This is a genomic window from Imperialibacter roseus, assembly GCF_032999765.1.
GTDB lineage: Bacteria > Bacteroidota > Bacteroidia > Cytophagales > Cyclobacteriaceae > Imperialibacter > Imperialibacter roseus.
In genome coordinates this window covers 2866051-2890786 of the sequence record NZ_CP136051.1, presented here as the reverse complement: position 1 = coordinate 2890786, position 24736 = coordinate 2866051, and the positions used below count along the sequence as shown (strand labels likewise).

At 47.5% G+C, this 24736-nt stretch carries 22 protein-coding genes; 10 read left to right on the top strand and 12 right to left on the bottom strand.

Annotated elements, in window-relative coordinates:
• Window positions 1–15 precede the first annotated feature (15 nt).
• The 4 genes from RT717_RS11950 to RT717_RS11935 form a co-directional block, all read right to left on the bottom strand.
• Window positions 16–810, bottom strand: coding sequence for a metal ABC transporter ATP-binding protein (locus RT717_RS11950; protein WP_317491972.1), 795 nt, complete (start codon window positions 808–810; stop codon window positions 16–18).
• A gap of 9 nt (window positions 811–819) precedes the next feature.
• The gene (locus RT717_RS11945; RefSeq protein WP_317491971.1) at window positions 820–1752 is read right to left on the bottom strand and encodes a metal ABC transporter solute-binding protein, Zn/Mn family; all 933 of its coding nucleotides are present in this window, start codon (window positions 1750–1752) and stop codon (window positions 820–822) included.
• A gap of 2 nt (window positions 1753–1754) precedes the next feature.
• Window positions 1755–2411, bottom strand: coding sequence for a metal-dependent transcriptional regulator (locus RT717_RS11940; protein WP_317491970.1), 657 nt, complete (start codon window positions 2409–2411; stop codon window positions 1755–1757).
• A gap of 126 nt (window positions 2412–2537) precedes the next feature.
• The gene (locus tag RT717_RS11935) at window positions 2538–3422 is read right to left on the bottom strand and encodes a glycosyltransferase (protein ID WP_317491969.1); all 885 of its coding nucleotides are present in this window, start codon (window positions 3420–3422) and stop codon (window positions 2538–2540) included.
• Window positions 3423–3710: 288 nt separating this feature from the next.
• On the opposite strand from RT717_RS11935, the gene RT717_RS11930 reads away from it, so the two are divergent.
• Window positions 3711–4523 (top strand): 2,3,4,5-tetrahydropyridine-2,6-dicarboxylate N-succinyltransferase, encoded by an 813-nt coding sequence (locus RT717_RS11930; RefSeq protein ID WP_317491968.1) that lies wholly within the window; start codon window positions 3711–3713, stop codon window positions 4521–4523.
• Window positions 4524–4617: 94 nt separating this feature from the next.
• Window positions 4618–5223, top strand: a complete 606-nt coding sequence (locus tag RT717_RS11925) for a tetratricopeptide repeat protein (protein WP_317491967.1) — start codon at window positions 4618–4620, stop codon at window positions 5221–5223.
• Window positions 5224–5230: 7 nt separating this feature from the next.
• On the opposite strand, the gene RT717_RS11920 is transcribed toward RT717_RS11925, so the two are convergent.
• Together RT717_RS11920 and RT717_RS11915 are read right to left on the bottom strand one after the other, a co-directional pair.
• On the bottom strand, window positions 5231–5944 hold the full coding sequence (locus tag RT717_RS11920; RefSeq protein ID WP_317491966.1) for a hypothetical protein: 714 nt from the start codon (window positions 5942–5944) through the stop codon (window positions 5231–5233).
• Entirely contained in the window at window positions 5941–6975 is a 1035-nt protein-coding gene (locus RT717_RS11915) for a DNA/RNA non-specific endonuclease (RefSeq protein ID WP_317491965.1), read from the bottom strand. The genes RT717_RS11920 and RT717_RS11915 overlap by 4 nt, the downstream gene beginning before the upstream one ends.
• An 88-nt stretch (window positions 6976–7063) precedes the next feature.
• Here RT717_RS11915 and RT717_RS11910 point away from each other — a divergent pair, with 88 nt between their 5' ends.
• On the top strand, window positions 7064–8299 hold the full coding sequence (locus tag RT717_RS11910) for a BaiN/RdsA family NAD(P)/FAD-dependent oxidoreductase (RefSeq protein WP_317491964.1): 1236 nt from the start codon (window positions 7064–7066) through the stop codon (window positions 8297–8299).
• A 109-nt stretch (window positions 8300–8408) separates the two neighbouring features.
• On the opposite strand, the gene RT717_RS11905 is transcribed toward RT717_RS11910, so the two are convergent.
• Together RT717_RS11905 and treF are read right to left on the bottom strand one after the other, a co-directional pair.
• Window positions 8409–9299 (bottom strand): 3-hydroxyacyl-CoA dehydrogenase family protein, encoded by an 891-nt coding sequence (locus RT717_RS11905; RefSeq protein ID WP_317491963.1) that lies wholly within the window; start codon window positions 9297–9299, stop codon window positions 8409–8411.
• Window positions 9300–9351: 52 nt separating this feature from the next.
• Window positions 9352–10962 (bottom strand): alpha,alpha-trehalase TreF, encoded by a 1611-nt coding sequence (gene treF / locus RT717_RS11900; protein WP_317491962.1) that lies wholly within the window; start codon window positions 10960–10962, stop codon window positions 9352–9354.
• A gap of 265 nt (window positions 10963–11227) precedes the next feature.
• Between treF and RT717_RS11895 the strand changes: the two genes are divergently transcribed.
• On the top strand, window positions 11228–12358 hold the full coding sequence (locus RT717_RS11895; protein WP_317491961.1) for a PQQ-dependent sugar dehydrogenase: 1131 nt from the start codon (window positions 11228–11230) through the stop codon (window positions 12356–12358).
• Between the two features lie 83 nt (window positions 12359–12441).
• Here the strand turns inward: RT717_RS11895 and RT717_RS11890 are convergent, their stop codons facing one another.
• Window positions 12442–15402: a leucine--tRNA ligase gene (locus tag RT717_RS11890; protein ID WP_317491960.1), complete on the bottom strand. Its 2961-nt coding sequence runs from the start codon at window positions 15400–15402 to the stop codon at window positions 12442–12444.
• 219 nt (window positions 15403–15621) lie between these two features.
• Between RT717_RS11890 and RT717_RS11885 the strand changes: the two genes are divergently transcribed.
• Window positions 15622–16422 carry a hypothetical protein gene (locus RT717_RS11885; RefSeq protein ID WP_317491959.1) on the top strand — a complete coding sequence of 267 codons (801 nt, stop codon included), beginning with the start codon at window positions 15622–15624 and terminating at the stop codon, window positions 16420–16422.
• Between the two features lie 52 nt (window positions 16423–16474).
• On the opposite strand, the gene RT717_RS11880 is transcribed toward RT717_RS11885, so the two are convergent.
• Window positions 16475–17617, bottom strand: a complete 1143-nt coding sequence (locus tag RT717_RS11880; RefSeq protein ID WP_317491958.1) for an amidohydrolase — start codon at window positions 17615–17617, stop codon at window positions 16475–16477.
• Window positions 17614–18087: a peroxiredoxin gene (locus RT717_RS11875; RefSeq protein WP_317491957.1), complete on the bottom strand. Its 474-nt coding sequence runs from the start codon at window positions 18085–18087 to the stop codon at window positions 17614–17616. The genes RT717_RS11880 and RT717_RS11875 overlap by 4 nt, the downstream gene beginning before the upstream one ends.
• An 82-nt stretch (window positions 18088–18169) precedes the next feature.
• On the opposite strand from RT717_RS11875, the gene RT717_RS11870 reads away from it, so the two are divergent.
• From RT717_RS11870 to RT717_RS11850, 5 genes are all read left to right on the top strand, one after another.
• Window positions 18170–18703 carry a phosphoglycerate mutase family protein gene (locus tag RT717_RS11870; RefSeq protein ID WP_317491956.1) on the top strand — a complete coding sequence of 178 codons (534 nt, stop codon included), beginning with the start codon at window positions 18170–18172 and terminating at the stop codon, window positions 18701–18703.
• 68 nt (window positions 18704–18771) lie between these two features.
• Entirely contained in the window at window positions 18772–19677 is a 906-nt protein-coding gene (gene thyA / locus RT717_RS11865) for a thymidylate synthase (RefSeq protein ID WP_317491955.1), read from the top strand.
• A gap of 56 nt (window positions 19678–19733) precedes the next feature.
• Complete coding sequence (gene sdaAB, locus RT717_RS11860) at window positions 19734–20411, top strand: L-serine ammonia-lyase, iron-sulfur-dependent subunit beta (protein WP_317491954.1); 678 nt, start codon at window positions 19734–19736, stop codon at window positions 20409–20411.
• A gap of 15 nt (window positions 20412–20426) precedes the next feature.
• Window positions 20427–21893 (top strand): TolC family protein, encoded by a 1467-nt coding sequence (locus RT717_RS11855; protein WP_317491953.1) that lies wholly within the window; start codon window positions 20427–20429, stop codon window positions 21891–21893.
• A gap of 3 nt (window positions 21894–21896) precedes the next feature.
• The gene (locus tag RT717_RS11850) at window positions 21897–23273 is read left to right on the top strand and encodes an efflux RND transporter periplasmic adaptor subunit (protein ID WP_317491952.1); all 1377 of its coding nucleotides are present in this window, start codon (window positions 21897–21899) and stop codon (window positions 23271–23273) included.
• A 108-nt stretch (window positions 23274–23381) separates the two neighbouring features.
• Here RT717_RS11850 and tyrS read toward each other — a convergent pair whose 3' ends face one another.
• Window positions 23382–24668 carry a tyrosine--tRNA ligase gene (gene tyrS / locus RT717_RS11845; RefSeq protein ID WP_317491951.1) on the bottom strand — a complete coding sequence of 429 codons (1287 nt, stop codon included), beginning with the start codon at window positions 24666–24668 and terminating at the stop codon, window positions 23382–23384.
• Between the last annotated feature and the right edge of the window lie 68 nt (window positions 24669–24736).

The window sequence follows — 24736 nt, the reverse complement described above, 5'->3', positions numbered from 1 at the left end:
GGTCGCCTGGTTTGCCTACACTGTTTTCTCTCTGCTGGGGAAGCGCCCTTTAGTAAGCAAGTCTCCCACTTCCGACAGAATGGTGAGCTTGCCTCCATACGCTTCCTGCAAAAGCTCTTCTTTAAACACATCGACCGTTGGCCCGGAAGCCACCAGTCGCATGTTCAGCAAAATGAGCCAGTCGAAATACTTGGCTACGGACTGCAAGTCGTGGTGCACCACGACTACCGTTTTACCTTCTTTCGACATTCTCCTCAGCAGCTCTACAATTGCTTTTTCAGTGGCCGCATCTACGCCGGCAAATGGCTCATCCATAAAATAGACCTCTGCCTGCTGCGCCAGCGCCCGGGCCAGAAACACCCGCTGCTGTTGTCCACCCGACAGCTGTGAAATCTGCCTGTTTTTGAAAGCCTCCATGCCTACCAAACGCATGCTCTCCTGCACCACCTCTCTGTCGGCTTGCCGTGGCCTTTTGAAAAGCCCCAGCTTTCCGTAACGGCCCATCATCACCACATCATGAACCGACGCTGGAAAGTCCCAGTCGACCGACTCCCGCTGGGGCACGTAGCTGATCTTTTCCCTCACGTTGTCAAGCTGTGTGTCAAACAGCTTCACATAACCGCTGCTAAGCGGCACGAGATCCATAATGGCCTTGATAAGGGTCGACTTACCGGCACCGTTAGGCCCCACTATGCCTACCAGGCTGCCTTTGGGAAGAGAGAGGTCAATTCCCCACAGCACCGGCTTTTGACTGTAGCTGACCGTGAGGTCGTGAACTTCGATGATCGGATCTTCTGCATGTATGTTCATCTTACCAGATTATTTTAACGAGGATACTATTGTGTTTACATTCGCCGTCACCATACCTATATAGGTGCCGTCTTGTGTGCCAAATTCGCCCATTGCGTCGGAATAGAGCTTGCCACCAATCACTACATTATGTCCACGCTGCCTGCAGCCGTCTACCACCGCATTAATGGCTCTTTCAGATACCGAAGTCTCAACAAAAACAGCTTTGACGTTTCTGTCAACAATAAGGTTCACCAGGTCGGCTACGTCTTTGAGGCCAAATTCTGATTGTGTGGAGATACCCTGAAGCCCATTTACTTCAATATTGTAAGCATCGCCAAAGTAGCCGAATGCATCATGTGCAGTAACCAGAATCCTCTGGGTTTCGGGAATGGTGGCTATTTCTGTCTTTACCCAACTATGAAGCGAATCAAGCTTATGCAGATAAACGTCCATATTTTTCTGGTAGTAAGCGGCGTTGTCCGGGTCTTTTTCTTTCAGCGTCTTGCCAACTTCCAGCACGGCGTTTTTCCACAGGTCAACATTGAACCAAATATGAGGGTCATAGTTTCCTGCGAAAACAGGCGTGTCCCTAAGCCTTTCCTTTGGTATTTCTTCTGATACAGCCACAACCGGCTTCAGCCGCCCCAGCTTCTCCAGCACTTCACCCATTTTGCCTTCAAGGTGAAGGCCGTTATAAAAAACAACGTTGGCCGCTGATAGTCGCTGGAGGTCTCCCTGGGTGGCTTTGTAAAGGTGAGGATCAACGCCGGGCCCCATTAGGGCATCCGCTTCAACGGAGTCTTTTGCGATATTCAGTACGGCATCGTAAATCATTCCCGTAGTCGCCAGCACTTTGAGCTTCGCATCTTTCTGCCTTTTTTGGCTGGTTTGGGTGCAGCCAAAGAACAGTATGTTGATGATTGCAACTGACAGGGTTATTCTCAATATCAATTTTTTCATATTTAATCTGTAATCAAAATGTTTTGAGACACTTCTCTGGATATGAACACCTTTTGTTTGTTATCTATCAGTATCTCCATGGAACCATCAAAGTCGACCCGCCCGGTTACCTCCAGTCTGGCACCAAGGTAGATACCGATTTTATCGAGGTATTGTAAAAAGGACGAGCCTTCGTCATTAACCGCTACAATTTTCCCTTTGACTCCCACCTCAACCTTGTCCAGAGGTGTTTTTTTTGCAACCGCCATCTCACCGTTTTCGTCAGGAATAGGATCTCCATGAGGGTCTACTTTGGGGTAATCGAGGAACTCATCCAGGCGCTGGATAAGGAGCCCCGACCTGATATGCTCCAGCTGTTCGGCCACTTCATGCACTTCGTCCCAATTGAATTTTAATTTATCAACCAGAAACACTTCCCAAAGCCGGTGCTTGCGAATGACTTGCAAAGCCATCATTTTTCCTTTCTTGGAAATATTGACCCCATAGTACTTTTTGTAAGTCACCATCCCTTTTTCGTCCAGCTTCCTGATCATGTCGCTGACCGACGCAGGCTTCGTGCTCATGTGGTCAGAAATAGCATTGGTAGACACCTCAGTAGCACCGCTGTCAGACAAATGAAATATGGCTTTCAGGTAGTTTTCTTCGGCAAAGCTTAGCATTACAAATTATTTTTATCCAAAGGTAAAAATATTTTAGAGTTATCTAAAAATATTTTTCAACCGATATCGTAACGCAAAAACAGGAAGAGACGTTCACGCCTTGGTCAAAGAGGTCTGAACATGTGGTTACCGATCCAACGTAAGCGTGTTAACCAACTCGGTAAGCTTGTGTTCCTCAGCTGTCCAGTAGATGTCGCTGTAGTCGATAGTGGCAGGATAGAAGGTGCTATCAAGTATGGATAAAAAATCGCCAGTCGAAGCTTGCCCGGATTTAAAAATAACAGCTGCTTTTTTTTCCAGACAGTAGTTGGTCCACATCCTTTCTTCCTGAATAATCATCGGCAGCCGATAGGACATGTACTCCCAAATCCTGGTAGGAAAACACTCGTTGATGGCTGGGTTTTCAGGATAAAAGACAAGCCCAAAGTCGGCTTGAGCAATGGCAGATTGTATGGTCTCATAAGGCACTCCGCCGGCTCCTCCTGTTAGCTTGATGGAAGGGTGATTGTCTATCGTTTCACCGACGTATTGCAGCGACTTTTTATCCGGCACCTTACCACACAGGTGGAGCTGGCTGCCGGGAATAGTTTCGTGAATTTTCAGAAAAGCGTCGATGGCTTCCCGAATGCCGTAGGTGAGAGATAGCGTGCCCGACACAAGAAATACCGGGGCGTTGAGGTCTCCCTTTCCGGTGGCAGGGGCAGGCAGGGGCAGCGCTTTGTTTTGTAGCACAGTCCACCGGCTACCAATAAAGGGTAGCGAAGTGTAGCTGTTTTCTGCCAGAATGAAATGCCTGACAAATGGAGCGCTCATTGTTTCAACCCCTCTGACCCATGCGGCTGCAAGAGGTTTTAGAAAGGAGGGAAGAGGAGAAAGGTATTTGATGTTCAGATGATAGTTTTCCTGAATATCATACACAATCCGGGTACCAAATATTATTTGGTATAGAATACTAACAGGCAGTAATTCAGGTGTATTAACTATTATTGCTTCAGGTTTTAGTTTAATCAATTTCAAGAGAAATCTGAGAGGGGCGAATAGTCTCCCTAACGAGATTCTTTTAAAGTGAAAGAGAGGGATAAATATAATATCGGGGTGGGTGGAGTGATTTTTCGAATTGAATCCTATGATATTAAAACCATATTTATTTGTTTTCGTCATTGATAGGGCAAGCTTGTGATAGTGACGTATGTCATCCACAGGTTTCAATACCGAACCAATCACAATTTGTTTTTTTAACATGGCGCTAAGGAAATCCGATTCCTTCGGCCGAAGATAATTTAATAGAATTTCTACTGAATGGAATTAAGAGAATTAATAGAGAATGCGTGGGACGACCGGGCAACTTTGCAAGACAAGGAAACGGCAATTGCCATCAAAACAATTGTCGACGATCTTGACAAAGGGATCCGTCGTGTGGCTGAAAAAGTAGGAGATGAGTGGGTCGTGAATGAGTGGATCAAGAAGGCAGTAATTCTCTATTTTCCTCTGATGAAAATGCAGGCCATTGAGGTAGGACCGTTCTCGTATCACGACAAGATTAAGCTAAAGACTGGCTACGATAAATTGGGTGTGAGGGTGGTGCCAAATGCCGTGGCTCGCTACGGTTCTTACTTGAGCGCAGGCGTGGTGATGATGCCAAGCTATGTGAACATTGGTGCCTATGTAGACGAGGGCACCATGGTTGACACGTGGGCAACGGTGGGGAGCTGTGCGCAGATCGGGAAGAACGTTCACCTGAGTGGAGGAGTCGGAATTGGCGGTGTGCTGGAGCCCGTTCAGGCAGCTCCTGTTATCGTGGAGGACAATGCATTTATTGGTTCACGGTGCATCATCGTAGAGGGTATCAGGATTGGCAAAGAGGCTGTGCTTGGTGCCAACGTGGTGCTGACCGGAAGCTCCAAAATCATTGACGTTTCTGGTAGTGAGCCAGTGGAGTATAAAGGGTATGTACCTGAGCGTTCGGTAGTAATACCAGGAACAATTCCCAAGAAGTTCCCAGCCGGCACGTTTCAGGTGCCCTGTGCGTTGATTATAGGAAAGAGAAAAGAAAGCACAGATAAAAAGACGTCGCTGAATAGCGCTTTGCGTGAGAACGACGTTGCTGTGTAACATACAATCAATTCTGCCTACTTAATTATTTTCACTTTATTTGCACCTTCATTTTGGAAGGGTGTAGCCAATTTTATTATCTCAAAGTTGTCAGATGAGTTTGAATAGAAATTTCCTGAAGGGATTTTTAGTAGTCATGGTGTTTCTGGTTTCGTGCAAAGACGAAGCTGTGGTGAAGGGAGACCTGCTTTTTGAAAAAGGACAATACAAGGAAGCCATTGAGGCCTATGACCAGTATTTGTCACTCAATCCAACGCACGTAAAATCGGTATACAACAAGGGGCGATCGTATGAGGAGCTGGGGCAGTATGATAAGGCGCTGGAGGCCTTTAGAAAAGCCCTTGAGCTTGACGGCAAAAATGTGGCAGCCCTCCTGAGCATAGGGCAATACTATTACAGAGACGGGCAGTATGACAATGCCGCCTTTAATTTTGGAAAAGCTGTTGAAATTGACGGCTCCAATTCACAGGCTTATTTTCTTTTAGGGCGGAGCTATCACCTCCAGGGCATGATGAAGGAGGCGATGGGAGGTTACAACAATGCCATTAGCCTTAACAATGACCTTGGAGAGGCCTACTTGTACAGGGGGGCTTTGAAAATCAACCTCAAGCAGGGGAGCAATGCCTGTAACGATTTTAAAACGGCAAAGTCACTGGGCGTGAAAGATGCAGACGAGGCACTTTCTCAGTATTGCAAGTAAGAAACCTTTAGTTTTTGATTTGAGTCATTGAAGGGATTATGAAGTGTTCTTTGTGGTTACAAAGCAAGTCCGATCCACTCCTTCCCAGCCCGTTGCAACGAGGGCAGTCCTGCACCACATGCTTTTCACCATGGCATTGGGTACAGGTTTCTTTGCCTTTGCCTGCACAGACATCGCACGTTTTATAAACATTATCTCCAAACTGATTTTTGGAAATTTGAACGCCTTCACCCAGGCATTTGTGGCAGGTGATCTCTCCAAAACCGTGACATAGCGGGCACTTGTCATCGATGTGCCCCGAACCATCGCACTGGCTGCAGGTGATCAGTCTGAATCCATCATTGTCACAATATTCACAGGCTTCAATCTCCCTTGCCAGCACATCAAGCCTGTTTTGCAGCATTTTGGCTTCATTGAAATACTCACCAGACTTTCCGGTAAGGTCTGTGTACTTATTAAGGAAATTGCGGCTGCTTTGAAGTTGGTGGTTTTTTTCTAACGTGAAAGCGAAAAAGTACAACGCCTCAGTGGGCACTACTTCGTTGAGAGAGAGAATCTGGCGAAACTTTTTGTCAGCAGCCCGATAATCTTCTTTGGCCATATAACCCTTGGCCTCTTCGAGCAATGCTTTGGCACGGCCCTGACTAGTTTGAGCCCATCCACTATACGATGAGATGATCAATAGGCAGAATACCACGCTTTTCATTGTCCAACTTCTCATTTCCAGAGGTTTTTATTAATTGTGCTCTCCAACTTTCTTTCCAGATCATCAGGAATCATCGGGAAGAAATCCAGCCCCGTGATCTTTTCGATGGAGTCAATAGTCACTGTATATTCCATTATTCCGAGGGTTGAGGCCTTATTCTCCATCACAAAACCAATTGCCTTCAGCTCGGGTTCAGAAATATCCAGAACAATTTTGTAAAACTTTTGAGGAACAGCCACTTTGTTCTTGCCTATTTTCTTGGCTCCACCTTCTACGATTGGGCCCACCACTACAAAAAGCTCTTTGTCTCTCATTCCCCAACCCCTGACCTTTTCCTCCAACTGTTTCCAAATTCCCCGATTGAAAGAAGGGTCCTGAGGGCTCATGTTGCTAAGAAAGAAGGTGCCATCCATAGCAGACTGTGACCAGCTAAAATCGGCGGCTGGCGCCAGATGCCCTCTGTCATACCCAGACCCTTTATAGTCTGCTAAGGTTGCAGACTCAGTCCGCACGTCCTTGTCCGGCCTAAAGTTATCCTTTCGTTGAGCCACATTTTTGCTAATGTTTTCTGCCGTCAGACGGTACGCCACCCACTTGGGCTGTTCGATATCCTCGTCGTAAGCAAGGGTGTACCCTTCGTGTTCTACAATGAGGTCGTCCTGGCTGTAAGCTGGCCAGGCGAAATCAAAGGAGGTGGTGTAGTAGTAATGGTTGTAATCGGTGGGTTTTCCCGCTTCCTCAGCTGGTTTGTTGGCTGATGACTTCTCCTCATTTGACTCCCGTTTTGCAGGCTTTTGAGTTGACTGCCTTTTGGCAGACTCCTTTTTCTCAACCGGTTTGGAGGGCTTTTTAGGGGATTCTTCGGTCTGTTGCTGCTTGCGCCCTGTCTGAAGAAAGTCAGGCAGGCCATCATTATTTTTTAAATACCATGCCAGTCCTATTACCAGGATCATCACAATTGCGAGTATGAGCCCCGAATTGCTTCCTGAGTCTTTAGACGATTTACGGGTACTTCTATTTTTTGCTGGTACTTTTTTCTTAGCCATTGGTTCTTTTTGATCTCTAAAGACAAATCTAATTTATCTGTTTGAATGAATCCCGTATTTTCGTGGCTTCTTACAAGGAAATTTGCAAATGGCAGTCAGGTACGATCTGGTAGTAGTAGGAGGAGGTGCAGCTGGGATTTTCGGTGCGGTGAATGCCTGCATACAAAATCCCGGCTTGAATGTCGCAGTGGTAGAAAAGACCAGTAAGTGGCTCGGGAAGGTAAAAGTGTCGGGCGGCGGTCGCTGCAATGTGACTCACGACTGCCAGTATGCCTCGCAGCTCGTCAAGAACTACCCCAGAGGTGGCAAATTCCTGAAAAAGGTATTTGATCAGTTCGATGCCCGGGACACAGTGAAATGGTTTGAAGAAAGAGGGGTGCCATTGAAAGTGGAAGCTGACGGACGAATGTTTCCGGTGACCAACTCGTCGCAGACAGTTATTGATTGCTTGTTGAAGGAGGCGGAAAAGTATAAGGTCGAGCTTATCCCTCATTTTGCTGTAAAGGCATTGGAAAGGACTTCGGGAAGTTTCCTCGTGAAAAGTGAAACCGCAACGCTTGAGGCCGTTAAAATATTGGTCACCATCGGTGGGCAGCCCAAAGAAGATGGGTTTAGCTGGGTCAAGGCACTCGGGCACACTATTGTGCCGCCCGTTCCGTCTCTTTTTACATTCAATGTGCCGGAAGGTGGGCTGAAAGAGCTTTCCGGTGTGGCGGTGCCATCTGCGGAAGTAAAGGTGGCTGGCCGTGGGCTGGCGGCAACAGGCCCGCTGCTGATCACGCACTGGGGCTTCAGCGGCCCAGCTGTTTTGCGCCTTTCAGCGTGGGGCGCCAGGGATCTGGCGGAAATTGGCTATAAGTCACTGTTTCTGGTGAACTGGTTGGGCGACAAGAAAGAAGAAGCCTTGCGGGGTGAGATAGAATCACATGCTGCGCAGAGCCCCAAAAAGGTAGTTTTTGGAAACCCAATGTACGGTTTGCCAGGTCGCTTGTGGGAAAAAATAGTTGAAAGAGCCGGGATTGCGCCAGAAAGGCGTTGGCTGGATTTATCCAAAAAAGATAAGAACAGGCTGTGCGAGATGCTGATACGCTGCGCATTCGATATGGATGGCAAAACAACTTTCAAAGAAGAATTTGTTACCTGTGGAGGTGTGAGCCTGGATGAAGTAAACCCCACTACCATGGAGAGCAGAATCGTTCCCGGCCTCTACTTCGCTGGCGAGGTACTTGATATTGATGGCATTACCGGTGGCTTTAATTTTCAGAATGCGTGGTCAGGGGGGTGGGTAGCTGCGAAAGCAATTAGCAGCAAGTCAGCTCAATGACTTATTTCGAACCATTCTTTTGTTAGGGTGGGGTTTTGCCACCACCCTTTTTTATCTCGCCCTTTCAGGGCTTGCCTGTTAATGGTTCGGGCGTCCGATTGCAGCGGCATTATTTCTTAAACCTCCCTGCCACCACCAATTCCTTCGACCCGGCAGTATACTGATAAAACCCTTCTCCAGCCTTGATCCCCAGCTTGCCAGCAGTCACCATGTTGACTAGCAAAGGGCAGGGGGCATATTTCTGATTGCCGAAGCCATCATACATTACTTTAAGGATAGAAAGACACACATCCAGTCCAATGAAGTCAGCCAGTTGTAGTGGGCCCATTGGGTGAGCCATGCCCAGCTTCATTACGGTGTCTATCTCTTCCACACCAGCCACGCCTTCGTACAAAGAATAGATGGCCTCGTTGATCATTGGCATCAGAATTCGGTTGGCCACAAAGCCTGGATAGTCGTTTACCTCAGTCGGGATCTTGTCTAGAGTCCGTGACAGCTCCAACACTTGCTTTGTCACTTCATCGCTGGTGGCATAGCCACGAATAACCTCGACCAGCTTCATTACAGGCACAGGGTTCATGAAATGCATGCCTATCACTTTATCGGGCCTTGAAGTGACCGAAGCGATTTTGGTAATGGAAATCGAAGAAGTGTTGGAGGCCAACAGGCAGCTTGCCGGGGTGAGTTGATCCAGCTTCCGGAAAATCTCCAGCTTGATGTCCATTTTCTCTGTGGCTGCTTCCACTACAAGGTCAGCTTGCGCAACACCTTTGGCAGTTTCAGTGAAGGTGGTGATGTTGGAGAGCGCCGTTGCTTTGTCGGCCTCACTGATCAGCTCCTTGCTTACCTGGCGGTCGAGGTTCTTTGCTATGGTGGCTTTTGCTTTCTCAAGGGCCGCCGCCGATACGTCGACAAGCGCCACTTTAAAACCTTTTAATGCAAAAACATGAGCGATACCGTTGCCCATGGTGCCCGATCCAATCACTGCTATATTCTTCATTCTATGTAGGGTTAATGCTTTGACGGCAAAACTAAAAAGGATATTGAAAAGCTTACCTGTTGTTGTCGATTCTTTCGTCGTGAAGCAGGCGCAACACAACGCCGTTGCTCCATCCGAATCCATCCTGCGTGGGATATTCTCCGCCTCCGGCATCAAGACTCAGGTCGAGCACATTGTATTTCTCCATCATCTTGCCCGTTTTGTCAAACACACGGGAGTTCAAATTCAGCCACCTTTCGCTGATTTGGTCAGCCAGCAGGTCGTTGCCATACCTGCGAAAACCATAGATGGTCATCCATTGCAAAGGAGCCCAGCCATTCGGGGCGTCCCATTGCTGACCTGAGATAATGTTGGTCGTGGTAATGCCACCTGGCTTCAACAGGTTACGTCTTACGGCTCCCTCAACCTTTTGAGCCTGGCTTTCATCTGCCAGTCCGAAATAAAGAGGGTACATGCCGGCGGGAGTGATAAAGTTTCTTTGCGCCGCAGACGGCCAGTGATAATCAACAAAGTAGTTTTTTTCGTCATTCCAGAAGTACTGGAGGATGAGTGACTTTCGGTCGCTGGCCAGCTGATCAAACTGTTGTGCTCCATCCTCATCTCCAGCAAAAGCCTTCAATCTGGAAATGGTTGACTCCAGGTTGTACATGAGGCTATTCAGGTCTACGGGCAGGATTTCTGTGGTAACGATCGTTTTGAAGTCACCTGCAATGGCGAACCAGCGGGTACTGAAATCCCAGCCCGATTCGCAAGCTGCCCGCAGGTTAGTGTACAGTTCTACCTTCTGATTCTCGCTAAGCCCCTCGGCCAGCTCTACGTCTTCTCTGTACGATTCGGGTCTTGGCTCCGGTCTGTCATCGAAATAGCGGTTCATTATGAGGCCGTTATCTACCATCACCACCCTGCGGTAGGCAAGGTTGCCCTGGTTGAGGGTCTCTTTGCCATCCATCCAGAAAGCATACTCTTTCTCAAGAGCTGGCAGGTACTTCACCACTGCTGAATCACCTTTTGAGTCAGCCAGCAGGTTCACCATAGCAGCGAAGAAAGGCGGCTGGGAGCGGCTGAGAAAGTAAGTGCGGTTGCCGTTGGGAATAAAGCCGATGGAGTCGATCAGGTAGGCAAAGTTGTCCAGCATGTTCTCCATCAGGTCTTCCCGACCGGACACCTGAAGGCCCAGCATGGTGAAATAGCTGTCCCAATAGTAGATTTCGCCAAAGCGTCCGCCAGGCACCACGTATTTGTAGGGCAGGGGAATCAGCGAGCTATAACTCTTTTCATCTGGGGAGCGGGTGAGGTAATCCCATTTTTCCGTGAGTATTTCGGCAAAGGTTTTTGTGGTATCGGGTACGTAATCAGCGCCTCTTGGCTTCGGCTTTCTGAAATTGGCGCTTACAAACTCGCCAAGGCTAAAGCCGGGTTGATCTTTTTTCTCCATGTACTCAGCCACAATTTCGCCGGCTGGCCGCAAGGGGTCACTGTCCACAAATGTTTTTGAGTCAGAAAAAATTTGCGCCATTTGTACGTCGTGAAAAAGCACTCCCAGGTCTTCATTGGGGCTGTAGTAGGCATTGACGTCAACATTTGACGACTGGTCGCTGGGCTGACAAGCAAAAAGCAGGGCTAAGAATAATAGCTGGGTGTACTTCCAAATGGTACGTTGCATAGGTTGGCTTTTGGTAAGAATCATGACGGTCATTTACTTCTCAAAGTGAAGTCTTTAACTCATTTAAAATTGTCATAAAATGTAAAATTATCCAAAGCAGACCAATCTCAGCCAGAATTGTCCTATTTTTACAAAAGCTGACATTTCTTAGGAGTGCTGGCCCATGATCAGTCAAGAGATTTTTTCATCACAGCTAGGACTCCTGACTCCTGAAATGTAACAATTGAGTGCTTATCCCAGTTAAACTGCGAGACCTTTAATAAACATGAAGAAAAAAAATATCTACGCCCTTGCCTTCCTGGCATCACTACTAATTATCACCGGATTTAGCCGAAGGCTAAGCAACAGCGCTGAGACAAAAGAAAAGGCACCTTTTGCTTTTGAAACGGAAGTGTTTGCCAAAGGCTTTGAAAGTGCCTGGTCGATGGCTTGGCTGCCGAACGGCGATATGCTGGTGGCCGATAAGCCGGGCAAGCTTTGGAAGATCGCCAAAGGCAGCAAAGAGAAAACCGAAATCAAAGGCATTCCTGCTGTGTCTACTAAAGGCCAGGGTGGTCTGTTTGATGTAGAACTTCACCCTAACTATGCAAATACGGGATGGATATACATCAGCTACGCCGGGCCAGGTGAAGGCGGAGCCAATACCGTCATCATTAGAGGGAAGCTTTCAGGCAACGAACTGACAAGTCAGGAGACAATATTTAAGGCAGGTCCCTTGATGGAGAAAGGGCAGCATTTTGGCGCACGGATGGCGTTTGATAAGGATGGCTACCTTTTCTTTTCAGTAGGAGAGAGAGGCGAAATGGAAAATGCGCAGACGCTTACCAATGATTGTGGCAAGATCCACAGAATTTTTGATGATGGAAGAGTGCCGGAAGATAACCCGTACGTTCGGATACCTGATGCCAAAACTACCATTTGGAGCTATGGCCACAGGAATCCTCAGGGACTAAAATTTCACCCGACCACAGGCGAACTGTTTGAGCACGAACATGGCCCGAGAGGCGGTGACGAAGTAAACATCGTTCGCAAGGCAAAAAACTACGGCTGGCCAAGAATTACTTACGGCATCGACTATGATGGCAGCATCATCAGCAACGACAAGGCAAAAGACGGCATGGAGCAGCCTATTCATTACTGGGTGCCATCTATTGCTCCTTGCGGTATGGATTTCGTAACGAGCGACAAATATCCTGAATGGAAAGGCAACCTGTTTGTGGGTGCTTTGGCGGGACAAACCCTAGCAAGGCTCGAAATAAAAGACGGCAAGGTGTTGAAAGAAGAGCGTCTGTTGAATGGTGTGGGCCGTATCCGTGACGTAGCTCAGGGGGCTGATGGCTACCTTTATGTTTCAACGGAAGGGCCGGGGCAGATTATCCGGTTAATGCCGAAATAACAAACGATGAAGAGTTAGTAATAGGAGAGTGTGAGAGTAAATTCAGTTTACTCTCACACTCATTCCTCTCCAACTAACTACTTTTAAAGAACAATATTCACAATCCTCTTTGGCACCACAATTACCTTCTTCGGTGCCTTTCCCTCAGTCCATTTCTGCACAGCCTCGTCGGCAAGCACAGCCTTTTCAACTTCAGCAGGTGAGGCATCAGCAGAGAAACTCATTTTGTGGCGCATCTTTCCGTTGATACTAATTGGGTATTCGAAGGCGTCTTCCTTCACGAACTCAGGATTGAACTCAGGGAACTTCGAATAAGTGATACTCTCAGTATTACCCAGCTTCTCCCAAAGTTCTTCGGCGATGTGAGGAGCATATGGTGCAATGATCTGTGTCAATGGCCCAAGAATCTCTTTCTTGTTGCATTTCAGGTCAGTCAGCTCATTCACACAAATCATAAAGCTACTCACGCTAGTGTTGAACGACAGCTTGTCCACATCATCTGCCATCTTTTTGATGGTTTTATGAAGTACTTTCAGCTCATCAGCTGTTGGTTTTTCGGTAGAAACGCTCAATTCACCTTTATCGTCGTGGAATAGCCTCCAGGTTTTGCGCAAGAACTTGAACACACCGTCGATTCCGTGGGTGTTCCAGGGCTTGAACTGCTCCAACGGGCCAAGGAACATCTCGTACAAGCGCAGCGTGTCGGCGCCGTATTTTTCTATCATGTCGTCAGGATTGACCACATTATGTAGTCTTTTTGACATCTTTTCTACCTCTCGTCCAACGACATATTTTTCGTCGTTGTACCCGACAACATCAAGTCTTTCACCTAAGAAGATTGCATCCTCAAACTCTGGCCGCCAGCTCCTAATTCCTTTTGTATCTAATTCATTCGATGCATTGATAAATGAGATCTCAACAGGAAACCGTGAAATAGCCATAGCTAATTTAAGCCTCCCAGTTTCAATCTTCGATATTAAATCATCATCTAATGTGTCTACGATTTTTTTCTTGATAGCATCCTCTGTCTCTTCTTTAAATTCTTTAGAAAGCAGTTTTTTATAGGTTGTGTAGCTAATAAATAACGCTTTTCTGTAGGGTTGGTCAATCTCTTGATTAGACGAGGGGTCGGTAAAGAAATAACTTACCCTATGAATATAGCCACTATTACCCTGAATCATTCCCTGGTTCACCAGCTTGGTCGCATATTCGTCGACGGTGACCAGTCCAAGGTCATAGAGAAACTTCGTCCAGAACCTTGAGTACAGCAAATGCCCGGTGGCGTGCTCGGATCCACCAATGTAAAGGTCGACGGACTGCCAATAAGCTTGTGCCTCTTTGCTGCAGAACTCCTTTTCGTTGTGCGGATCCATGTAACGGAAGAAATACCAGCTCGATCCCGCCCAGCCAGGCATGGTAGTCAGCTCGTAAGGGTAGCCTTCTTTAGTTTTGAAGTCCTTGGCCCGGCCAAGTGGTGGCTCTCCATCTTCGGTGGGAAGGAATTTGTCTACATCAGGAAGCTCCAATGGTAATTCGTTATCTTCTAGCAGATAGGGGATGCCGTCCTTGAAATAAACGGGCAAAGGCTCACCCCAGTAACGCTGGCGGCCGAAAATAGCATCCCGCATGCGGAAATTCACTTTACGAACACCAATGCCTTTTTCTTCCACATATTGTCCTGCTTTCTCAATCGCTTCCAGCGGGGTCAATCCGTTCAGCATGCCCGAATTGACCATTTTACCCTGCTTGGTAGGGTCGGCTTCGGTGTCGGTTATTTTTTGCTCGTCGATGATCTGTGTAATGGGTAAGCCGAAATGCTTCGCAAAGTTGAAGTCACGCTGATCACCGCTAGGTACCGCCATTACTGCGCCTGTGCCGTAACCAGCCAGCACATAGTCGGCAATGTAGATAGGTACTTTTTCGCCAGAGAAAGGATTGATCACGTAAGAACCCGTGAAAACGCCTGAAACAGTCTTCACATCGGCAATACGGTCCCGCTCTGAGCGGTTTTTGGCCACTTCTACGTATTGCTCCACTTCAGCTTTTTGCTCCTGAGTGGTCAGTTCTTTTACAATCTCTGCTTCTGGTGCCAGCACCATAAAGGTGACACCGTATATGGTGTCAATACGGGTGGTGAAAACCCTAATGTTCTTTTCCGAATTTTCAATTTTAAAGTCAACCTCAGCGCCAATGGACTTGCCAATCCAGTTGCGCTGCATTTCCTTGATGGGCTCCGGCCAATCGATTCTGTCCAGGCCTTCCAGCAAACGCTCGGCATAGGCCGTGATGCGCATACTCCACTGCGGCATCTTCTTTTTGATCACCGGGTGGCCACCTCTTTCGGAGAAGCCGTCTTTCACTTCGTCGTTGGAAAGCACAGTACCCAATGCAGGGCACCAGTTCACGGTGGTTTCGTTGATGTACGTCAGCCTGTACTTTAGCAATGTTCTTTGCTGGTCAGCTTCCGACATGTTCTTCCAATCGACGGCCGTAAATGGCACTGTATCGTCATCGCAAACAGCGTTTACTTTGCCGTTGCCTTCGGTTCCAAATTTGGCAATCAGCCCGGCAATTGGTTCTGCTTTGTCGCTGTCTTTGTTGTACCAGCTATTGAACAGCTGCTTGAAAATCCACTGCGTCCATTTGTAGAACGATGGATCGCTCGTCCTAACTTCCCGGCTCCAGTCGTAAGAGAAGCCGATGTTTTCCAACTGCTCTTTGTACCGCTTGATATTGGTGTCGGTAGTAATGGATGGATGCTGCCCCGTTTGAATGGCATACTGCTCGGCAGGCAAGCCGAAAGAGTCGAAACCCATCGGGTGAAGCACGTTGAATCCCTGCATTCTTTTGTACCGGCTTACGATGTCGGAAGCGATGTACCCCAGCGGGTGACCGACGTGTAGTCCGGCGCCGGAAGGATAGGGGAACATGTCGAGCGCATAGAACTTAGGTTTGGACGTGTCAGAGCCGGTTTTGAATACCTGTTTCTCTTTCCAGTTTTTCTGCCATTTCTGCTCAATCTCTCTGAAGTTGTACTCAGCCATTACCAAGGGTTTTTCAATTAGCTGGCAAAATTAATGATTACCGTTAGAAATGAGTGGATTTTGTGAAAGGAAAGGTGAGTTTAATTTGGGGTGTTGTATTTACGCAAAGGCGCAAAGACCGCATAGAGGGAATTCCACACTTAATTATTTTTTTCACGAACTTGGAAACCTCTTTCGCCCAGCCTCGTCCTTGCTTCAGAATTTAACTTAGAATAATCAATGAAACTGATCCCTTTTTTAAGCTTGCTTTCACTTTCAGCAGCCTTTTGTTCGGTGGCCAACGCACAAACCATCACATACAAGGCCGACACGACAGTTAAAGCCGATACCATCCCTGCCACACAACCTGAAGAAAAAGTGGACGGCAACAGAACCATTAAGTATTACGAAACACTGCCGTCGGATAGTGACAATCGTGATGAGCCGGAAAGGCACTATTATGTAAAATCTCGTTCTCGCTCCAGAAGTGATATCAAAACACTTTCTGGCAGCTTAAACCACAGCGGTGGCTTTGGCGCCCTTTCCTTTCGGGCGACCGAGTTCCGTGGACAGCCAATGGTGCTCGGAGGTGTGAGGGGAGGCTGGATTGTGAATCGCTCCCTCGGCATAGGTCTTGAGGGGCATGGCATTGTGCCAACAGCCAAGTTCGACGACATAGACCCGCAGAACAGGGTAGTAGCTGTGGGTGGCTACGGAGGGTTCTTTCTGGAGCCAATTTTCTTTAGCAATCAGGTGGTGCACATCACTTTCCCCGTATCGGCGGGCGCTGGCTGGCTGGGCTATGTACTCGACTGGGAGGACTATGGCGGAACCAACAGAGGCCCAAACGTCTCTCAGGACAACGACGTGTTCTGGTATGTAGAACCAGGCGTCGACCTCGAAGTAAACATCGCCAGAAATTTCAGGCTTGATCTTGGGGTTTCCAAACGCTTCACTCAAGACCTCGATCTCGCCGAAACAACAGAAAAGGACTTCAATGGCATCAACTATTTCCTAACGTTGAAAGTCGGAGGGTTTTAAAAGTCAACAACTCAGAATATAAAGAGAAGGTAAGCGAACTGCTTGCCTTTTTTTATGCCCACAGCGCTTTGCCAAGCTCCAAAAACAACCCTGTTCCAATCGGAATCAGCTCATCGGGAAAGTCGTAAATATCGTGATGGAGCTCAGGGGAAGCCAGGCCTGCGCCAAGACCGAAGAAGCCCGTGGAGGTCACCTCACTAAAACGACCGAAATCCTCCGACCAGGGAAAAGGTGTTTCCGCCACCTCAAAAGCCAGACCTTTGGCCACGGCGGCCCATTGAATCGCAGTGAACGCTTCAGGATCGTTGACCACCGCTTTGAAGGGATCGCTTTCTTCGAGTGACAAAGCCAACCCGGCCATTTCACATTTCTCTTTTGCAAACTTGATCAGCTCACTTTTTACAACAGCCAACTCTTCGTTGCTATCGGAGCGCAGCGTGAAAGCCACTGAACCTTTGCCAGGGTTTACTCCAAAGGCCCTGCCACCCAAATCCATCATCACCGTTGTGATCTTTGTGCGGTTTTGATTTTGCCAGCGTTCGTCATGCAGTTGCTGAGCTTTCAGCTGGATGGCTGCCATCACAGGAGCGGGGTTGTTTCCTTTTTCCGGCTGACCAGCATGGGATGTCTTGCCTTCCAGTGAAAAAACCAAGCCTTCGGACGCCGGACAAGCAACGTCTTTTTTACAGATTACTGCACCCGTTTCAAAGCCAGGCACATTGTGCAGGGCAAAGAGTTGTTTGGGCAAAAAGCTTTTTAGAATTGGGTCATTCAACATCGATTGAGCCCCACAGCCGGTTTCTTCAGCAGGCTGAAAAATGAGTGTTAACTTTCCCCGACGCACAGGGTTTTCCTTGCAATACAGCCCCACGCCAGCTACTATAGCCATGTGCCCGTCGTGCCCGCATTTATGGCTGGTGCCGGTATTTTCAGATTTGTGGTCAAATGAATTTCTTTCGACAATAGGCAAAGCATCCAGTTCGCATCGAAACCCGATAGATGGGCCCGGTTGGCCACTGTCGTATATAGCTACTAAGCCGTTGCCTCCGATACCAGCATGAATAGCTGACGGGTTCGTGCGCTCCAGGAACGACAACACCTTTTTGGCAGTTTCATTCTCTTCTCCCGACAACTCGGGGTATCGGTGCAGTTCTCTTCTAAACGAGGTGAGCAGTTTTATTTCCTGTTCTTTCATTTTAACGATTTCACTATTTGAAGGGCTTCATCTACGTGCCTGGTGGCCTGTGTTTGCGACTGAAAGACATGACGAATGACTCCTTCCTTGTCCACAACAAAAGTAACCCGGCCGGTCATAAGTCCGAAAAGTGCCCTGGGTACGCCGAAGAGCTTTTCTACTTTCTTGCCCTTGTCGCTGAGTAGTATAAAGCCAAGCTGATACGACTTCGCAAAGGCATTGTGCCGGTTGGCGCCGTCAGTGCTTATGCCTATTACTTCTGCATCGTATTCTTTGAAGACCTCATAGTGGTCACGAAAGCTGCATGCTTCGGCTGTGCAGCCGGAGGTATAGTCTTTGGGGTAAAAGTAGATAACGAGGTTTTTGCTTCCCAGGAGGCTGTCGATGCTGATCAATTTACCGTTTTGGTCAGGCAATTCAAACGAGGGTATTTTGTCTCCTACCTTCAGCATCTCCTTGCTTTGTGCCATATTTTTTTATCTGATTGTAATAATTCAAAATGTTTAACTACTAATGCAAAGAAAGGGTTTAGCCCGAATCTTAATGAAGGAAATGAAAAGGTTTTTAGTTCTTTTTTTGGCAATAGGCTTTGTGTTCGCTGGTTGTCAGGCTCCTGTGAAAACGGTCGCCGAAATTGAACCAACCACTATCGTGTTGGTCAGGCATGCTGAAAAAGCTGATGATGGCACGAAAGATCCGTCTTTAGACAGTTTGGGAATGCAGAGAGCTGTTGCTTTGATGCAGACGCTGGCCGACGTTCAGTTGACAGGCGTTTACAGCACACCTTACAAAAGAACAAATGAAACAGTCGAAGCCATTGCAAGAGAAAACAACCTGGCAGTGACTGCGTATGATCCGGGGAACAAAGAGTTTCTGTCGGTGGAGGTGAATAAGAACAGAGGAGGGAACCTGCTGGTTTCCGGGCACTCAAACACTGTTCCTGCTATGGTAAATCAGCTGATTGACAGCGGCCAATTCGAAAACCTGGAAGATTGGCAGTACGACTTTCTTTATATCGTTAATATCGGGCAGGATACTACCTTTCAGGTGCTTCACTATGGAGCACCCTCTGTAAGGCCGAATTAGATAAAAAACTTTAGCTCAATTACCTGTGGCTTAGTAGCTTTGAAAGACCAAAGAAACAAGCAAAAAACATGAAGCAATACCATGACCTTATGCGGTTGATCCTTGAAAAAGGAACCAAAAAGACAGACAGAACCGGCACCGGTACGATCAGTATTTTCGGCCATCAGATGCGGTTCGACCTGTCGGAGGGATTTCCTCTGGTGACAACCAAAAAGGTGCACCTGAGGTCTATCATTTATGAGCTGTTGTGGTTTTTGCAGGGCGACACCAATATTGAATACCTGGTGAAGAATGGTGTTGGCATTTGGAATGAATGGCCATTTCAAAGTTATCTGAAGCAAACGGGGCAGGAAGAGACCTACCCAAAGTACAGTGACGAGTGGAAGGAAAAACTGAAAGAGTTTATTGAGACAATTAAGACGGATGCTGCATTCGCTAAGAAATACGGCGAATTGGGGCCCGTATATGGCAAGCAGTGGAGAGACTTTGAAGGCGTTGATCAGATCACGGACGTGATTAACGACATTAAGAGTAAGCCCGACTCCAGAAGACTGATGGTGTCTGCCTGGAATCCGAAGGAGATTCCGGTAATGGCGAAATCCGGTTTGCCTCCTTGCCACACTATTTTTCAGTTTTATGTGGCAGACGGCAAGTTGAGTTGCCAGCTCTACCAGCGCAGTGCCGACGTGTTTTTGGGTGTACCGTTCAATATTGCTTCGTATGCGCTGCTTACCATGATGGTGGCGCAGGTATGCGGGCTTGGTTACGGTGACTTTGTGCACACACTTGGAGACGCTCATCTTTATTCCAACCATTTGGAGCAGGCTGAGCTTCAGCTTTCACGGGAGCCATTGCCGCTGCCAACGATGGAGTTGAATAAGGACGTGAAATCAATTTTTGATTTCCGATACGAAGATTTTAAACTGTTGAACTACGAGCCTTATCCCGGGATAAAGGCGCCGGTTGCAGTATGATTTCGATCAGAAAATTGGGCAGGGTTTAAAAAATTTACTGAATCGAACGTAAACAAATGGTAGAAAGAAGCAGTGTGTTTGACATGATAGGCCCAGTGATGATAGGGCCATCCAGCTCGCACACAGCTGGCGTGGTACGCATTGGCCGTACCGCCAGAAAGATTTTAGGGAAGCAGCCGGAGGAAGCGACCATTACCTTCTTTAATTCCTTTGCCCGCACCTACGAAGGCCACGGCAGCGACAGAGCCATTGTGGCGGGCTTGCTCGACTACAAAACAGATGATAAGAGAATTAAGGAGGCATTTGAACATGCTGCCAAAGAAGGACTGACATACAACTTCAAGTCGGTGGGTAACGCCCTGACACGACACCCAAACACGGTTAAGCTCGACCTGAAAGCGGGAGAAAAGGCGGTTCAGGTGATCGGTGAAAGCAGGGGAGGTGGTTTGATCAAAATCACCGAGGTGAACGGATTTTCGTCTGGCTTTACGGCCAACCTTCACACAATTATTATCACTGCCACCGACACAAAGGGAAGCATCGCTTATATAGCCAATATTCTGTCTCACGACGACTGCAATATAGCTACTATGACGGTTTCCCGAAAAGGGAAAAACGAGTTGGCTTGCCTGATTATTGAGATGGACTCGGGTCTGAAAGCTATTTCTCTTGAGTACCTGAGAAACCTCGACTGGATAAAAGAAGTCATATACATACCAGATATTGATAAATAAATAAAAAGGTCAACAATGAGAAGATTACTTTTTTTAGGACTAATTATTACCTCTCATTTCCTTTACGGTCAATCGAATACCCCTGCCATCGACGGAGGAAAGATGGTGTTGGATTTGCGACAGACGGTGGACATAGCCCTGGAGCGAAACCTGAACATTAAAAGGAGTGAATTGACATTGAGAGGAGCAGAGGTCAATCTGACGCAGTCGAAAATGAACAGGCTTCCCAATGCCAATGTGGGAGTGGGAGCAGGTCGGAACTGGGGTAGATCAGTCGACCCTACAACCAATCAGTTCATTACGCTTCCACTCTATTTCGCTGGTGTGCAGGGAAGTAGCAACATTACTTTGTTCAACGGCATGCAGCTCCATAACACAGTGAAGCGCAACGAGCTGACCAAAAACGCTAACGAATTTGACCTTGAAAAGTCAAAAAATGATGTGATCGTTACCGTTGTTACATCCTATCTGAACGTCATTCTAAACCAGGAGTTGGTAGAGACGGCCAGGCTGCAGGCGGAGTCAACCAGGAACCAACTGGACAGAACCGTGAAGCTGGTTGATGCAGGATCGCTGCCAATCACAAACCAGCTTGACCTGGAATCGCAGCTGGCGAGCAATGAACTGGATCTGATCAACGCTGAAAACGATCTTGCTTTGTCGCTGCTTAGCCTAAAGCAGGCTTTGCTACTGCCCAGCACAACGGAAGTAGAACTGATTGTGCCTGAGGTGGACGTTCCTGACGAATTGAATATTGACGATGACGTGGAAGGCATTTACAGAACTGCATTAGAGGCCATGCCTGAGATAAAGAGTGCGGATCTGAATGTCCAATCGGCCGAAGTGGGTTTGAGAGTAGCGCAAGGCGGCATCATGCCTACCTTAAGCTTGGGCGCTAGTTTTAATACCAACTACTCCGAAATTGCAGATAGAGAGCGGGAAATATATGACGGCACAACTTTCGCTGAGTTTCCGATTGGGTTTCTTGAAAACGACAGGTCTCAGCTTGTGTACACTCGCCAACAGGTACCCAATGTTGTGAGAACGGAACCCGACTTTCCGGTTTTTGATCAATTTTCGGAATACCTGAGCAAGCAGATCAATTTAAACCTTTCCGTCCCAATTTTCAATAGGTTCACGACCCGTTCCAATGTGCAACGGGCCATTATTACCCAGAAAACAGCTGAGATTTCAGCACTTGAAACCAGAAACACGCTGAGACAAAATATTGAAACTGCCTACAACAATGCAAATGCTGCCTTGAAGTCATACAACGCTTCCGAGCGGCAGGTAAGCGCATTGGAGCAGTCTTTTAAAAACACTGAAAATCGCTACTCATTGGGTGCTGTCAACTTTGTTGAGTACCAGGTAGCCAGCAACAACCTGTTCAGGGCACGCTCTGGTTTGGTGAGAGCTAAATACACCTATTTGTTTCGTTTAAAAATATTAGAATTCTATCAGGGAAAAGAATTAACCTTCTAAATCATGGCTAAGAAAAAGAAATCAAATAAGTTAATATACATTCTTCTCGGGGTTGTTGCTGTACTGATCGTAGTGGTGCTGGTTGGAAAATCGCAGGGCTGGATTGGCAAAAAGCAATCCATGGAAGTAGAATTTAGCAATGTCGCCAAGAAAACTATTGTCGAAAAAGTTAGTGCTTCTGGGGCCATACAGCCTGAAATAGAAGTAAAGATGACCCCAGACGTTGCTGGCGAAATCATTGAACTGAATGTGGAAGAGGGAGACTCTGTGATGATCGGTGATCGCCTGATAAAGATACGTCCCGACAACTGGCAGTCAGCTGTGGACAGAAGTCTCGCCAATCTTAACCAGCAAAAAGCCAATGAGGCAGATGCAAGAGCGAGACTGGAAAGGGCCAGGGCTAACTTTGACAGAGCGAAGCTGGAGTACAACCGCCAGAAGAAGCTGTACGAGGAGAAAGTAATTTCTGATGCAGACTGGGAGCTGGCCGACTCTAACTACAAGGTGGCGCAAACGGATCTTTCTTCTGCAGAAGAGAATGTAAATGCGGCCGAGTACATCGTAAAAAGCTCTCAGGCCTCGGTGAATGAAGCAAAAGAGAACCTTCGCCTGACAACAGTACTGTCGCCTATGAATGGAACGGTATCGAAGCTTAGCGTAGAAAAGGGAGAACGTGTGGTTGGTACTCAGCAGATGGCCGGTACAGAGATGCTTCGCATTGCCGACCTGAACAAGATGGAAGTAAGGGTGAATGTGAACGAGAATGACATCATCAGAATTGCTGTAGGTGATACGGCTCTAATTCAGGTTGACAGCTACACTTACCTTGAAAAGGAGTTTAAGGGTGTTGTGACACAGATTGCCAACACAGCCAATGATAAAGCATCTGCCGATGCAGTTACCGAATTTGAAGTTCGTATCAGGGTACTTAACAGCTCCTACAAAGACTTGATAAATGAGAAGGGCATCAAGAATCCGCTGAGACCAGGGATGACTGCCAGCGTTGATATTATCACGGAGAGGAAAGACAATGTGTTGTCTGTTCCGCTGGCGGCTGTTACTACCAGAAGCAGCAAGGATGAGAAAGCCGGCGAAGGCAAGGAGGGAGAGAACACTGAAGCAAGCACTCCAGCTACTGGCGAGAAAGATGAAGTGTTGCAGGTGGTGTTCCTTAACGATAATGGCGTGGCCAAAATGGTAGAGGTAAAAACCGGCATCAGCGACTTTGAAAATATTGAAGTGCTGAGCGGGGTAAAAGAAGGGGATGAAGTCATTTCCGGGCCATTCCTGGCTGTTTCCAAAAGACTGAAAGATGGAGAAGCAGTACAGAAAATGGGAGGTGAGGACAAAGCGGTTGCCAGCAAAGAAGAAGAAAAATAGTCAATAGCAATTAGCCTAAAAACAGAAAACCGTGGTGAGCGCCACGGTTTTTTTTGTTCAAAAAGCAGAAAATAAACGCCATGCAGGAAATTTGCCATTTATCGATCCTTATGACCCAACTTTGATCAAATAGTAATTCTTCTTTCCCTTCTGGCAAAGCAGGTATTTGCCCTGGAGCAGCTTGTAAGCTGGCTTCTCGTTGGGGTCGGTTGCTTTTAGCTTGTTGATGCTCACACCACCCTGCTGGATCATTTTGCGTGCTTCGCCTTTCGATGGAAAAATTTCGCTGTTCGTTTCTGTCGAAAGCAAATCCGTTATGGTAGCGGCACTGTCCAGGGTTGTCCGGCTGATCTCTACCATCGGCACACCCTCAAACACTTGTAGCAGGGTTTTTTCGTCTATTTCTTCCAGCTCGGCCGTTACATCTTTGCCAAAAAGAATACCTGAGGCCTTCACTGCCATATTGTAATCAGCTTCTGAGTGCACCCTGGTTGTTACATCTTTGGCAATGGCCTGCTGCATAATCCTCAAATGAGGCGCTTCGGCATGTTCTTTCTCTAGTTTTTCTATTTCGTCCTTGCCAAGCAGCGTAAACACCCTGATCAGCCGGTGGCTGTCGTCGTCGGAGCAATTGAGCCAGAACTGGTAAAATTTGTACGGGCTTGTCATCTCCGGATCGAGCCATACGTTGCCGCCTTCACTTTTGCCGAACTTAGTACCGTCGGCCTTGGTCACCAGGGGCGTGGTGAGCGCATAGGCTTCGCCGCTGGCCTTTCTGCGGATAAACTCTGTGCCGGTGGTAATATTACCCCACTGGTCGCTGCCACCCATTTGCAGCTTGACCTGGTGCTCGGTATACAAATGATAAAAATCGTAGCCTTGCAGCAGCTGGTAGGAAAACTCAGTAAAGGAAAGGCCTGTTTCCAAACGGTTCTTTACCGAATCTTTGGCCATCATATAATTCACCGTGATGTGTTTGCCGGCATCTCTCAAAAACTCCAGAAAACCGAATTTTTTGAACCAGTCGTAATTGTTGACCATCACCGCCGCATTCTTGCCGCTATCAAAAGCGAGGAACTTCTCCAGTTGCACCTTAATGCCTTCCTGGTTTTTGCGAAGTGTCCCTTCATCCAACAGGTTTCGCTCTTCCGACTTGCCTGAGGGGTCGCCTATCATGCCCGTGGCGCCGCCTACGAGTGCGTAGGGTTTATGCCCTGCACGCTGGAAGTGGACAAGCAGCATGATAGTAGCCAGGTTGCCTATGTGGAGTGATGCTGCAGTTGGATCAAAACCTATATAAGCCGAGGTCATTTCCTTTTTCAGCTGGTCTTCTGTTCCGGGCATCATGTCGTTCAACATGCCTCTCCACTTAAGCTCTTCTATAAAGTCGATCATACTGCTTTTTTGATTTCAGGGCTCAAAAATAAAGGACTGAGCTTAACCATTCTAACGCAAAGTAAATT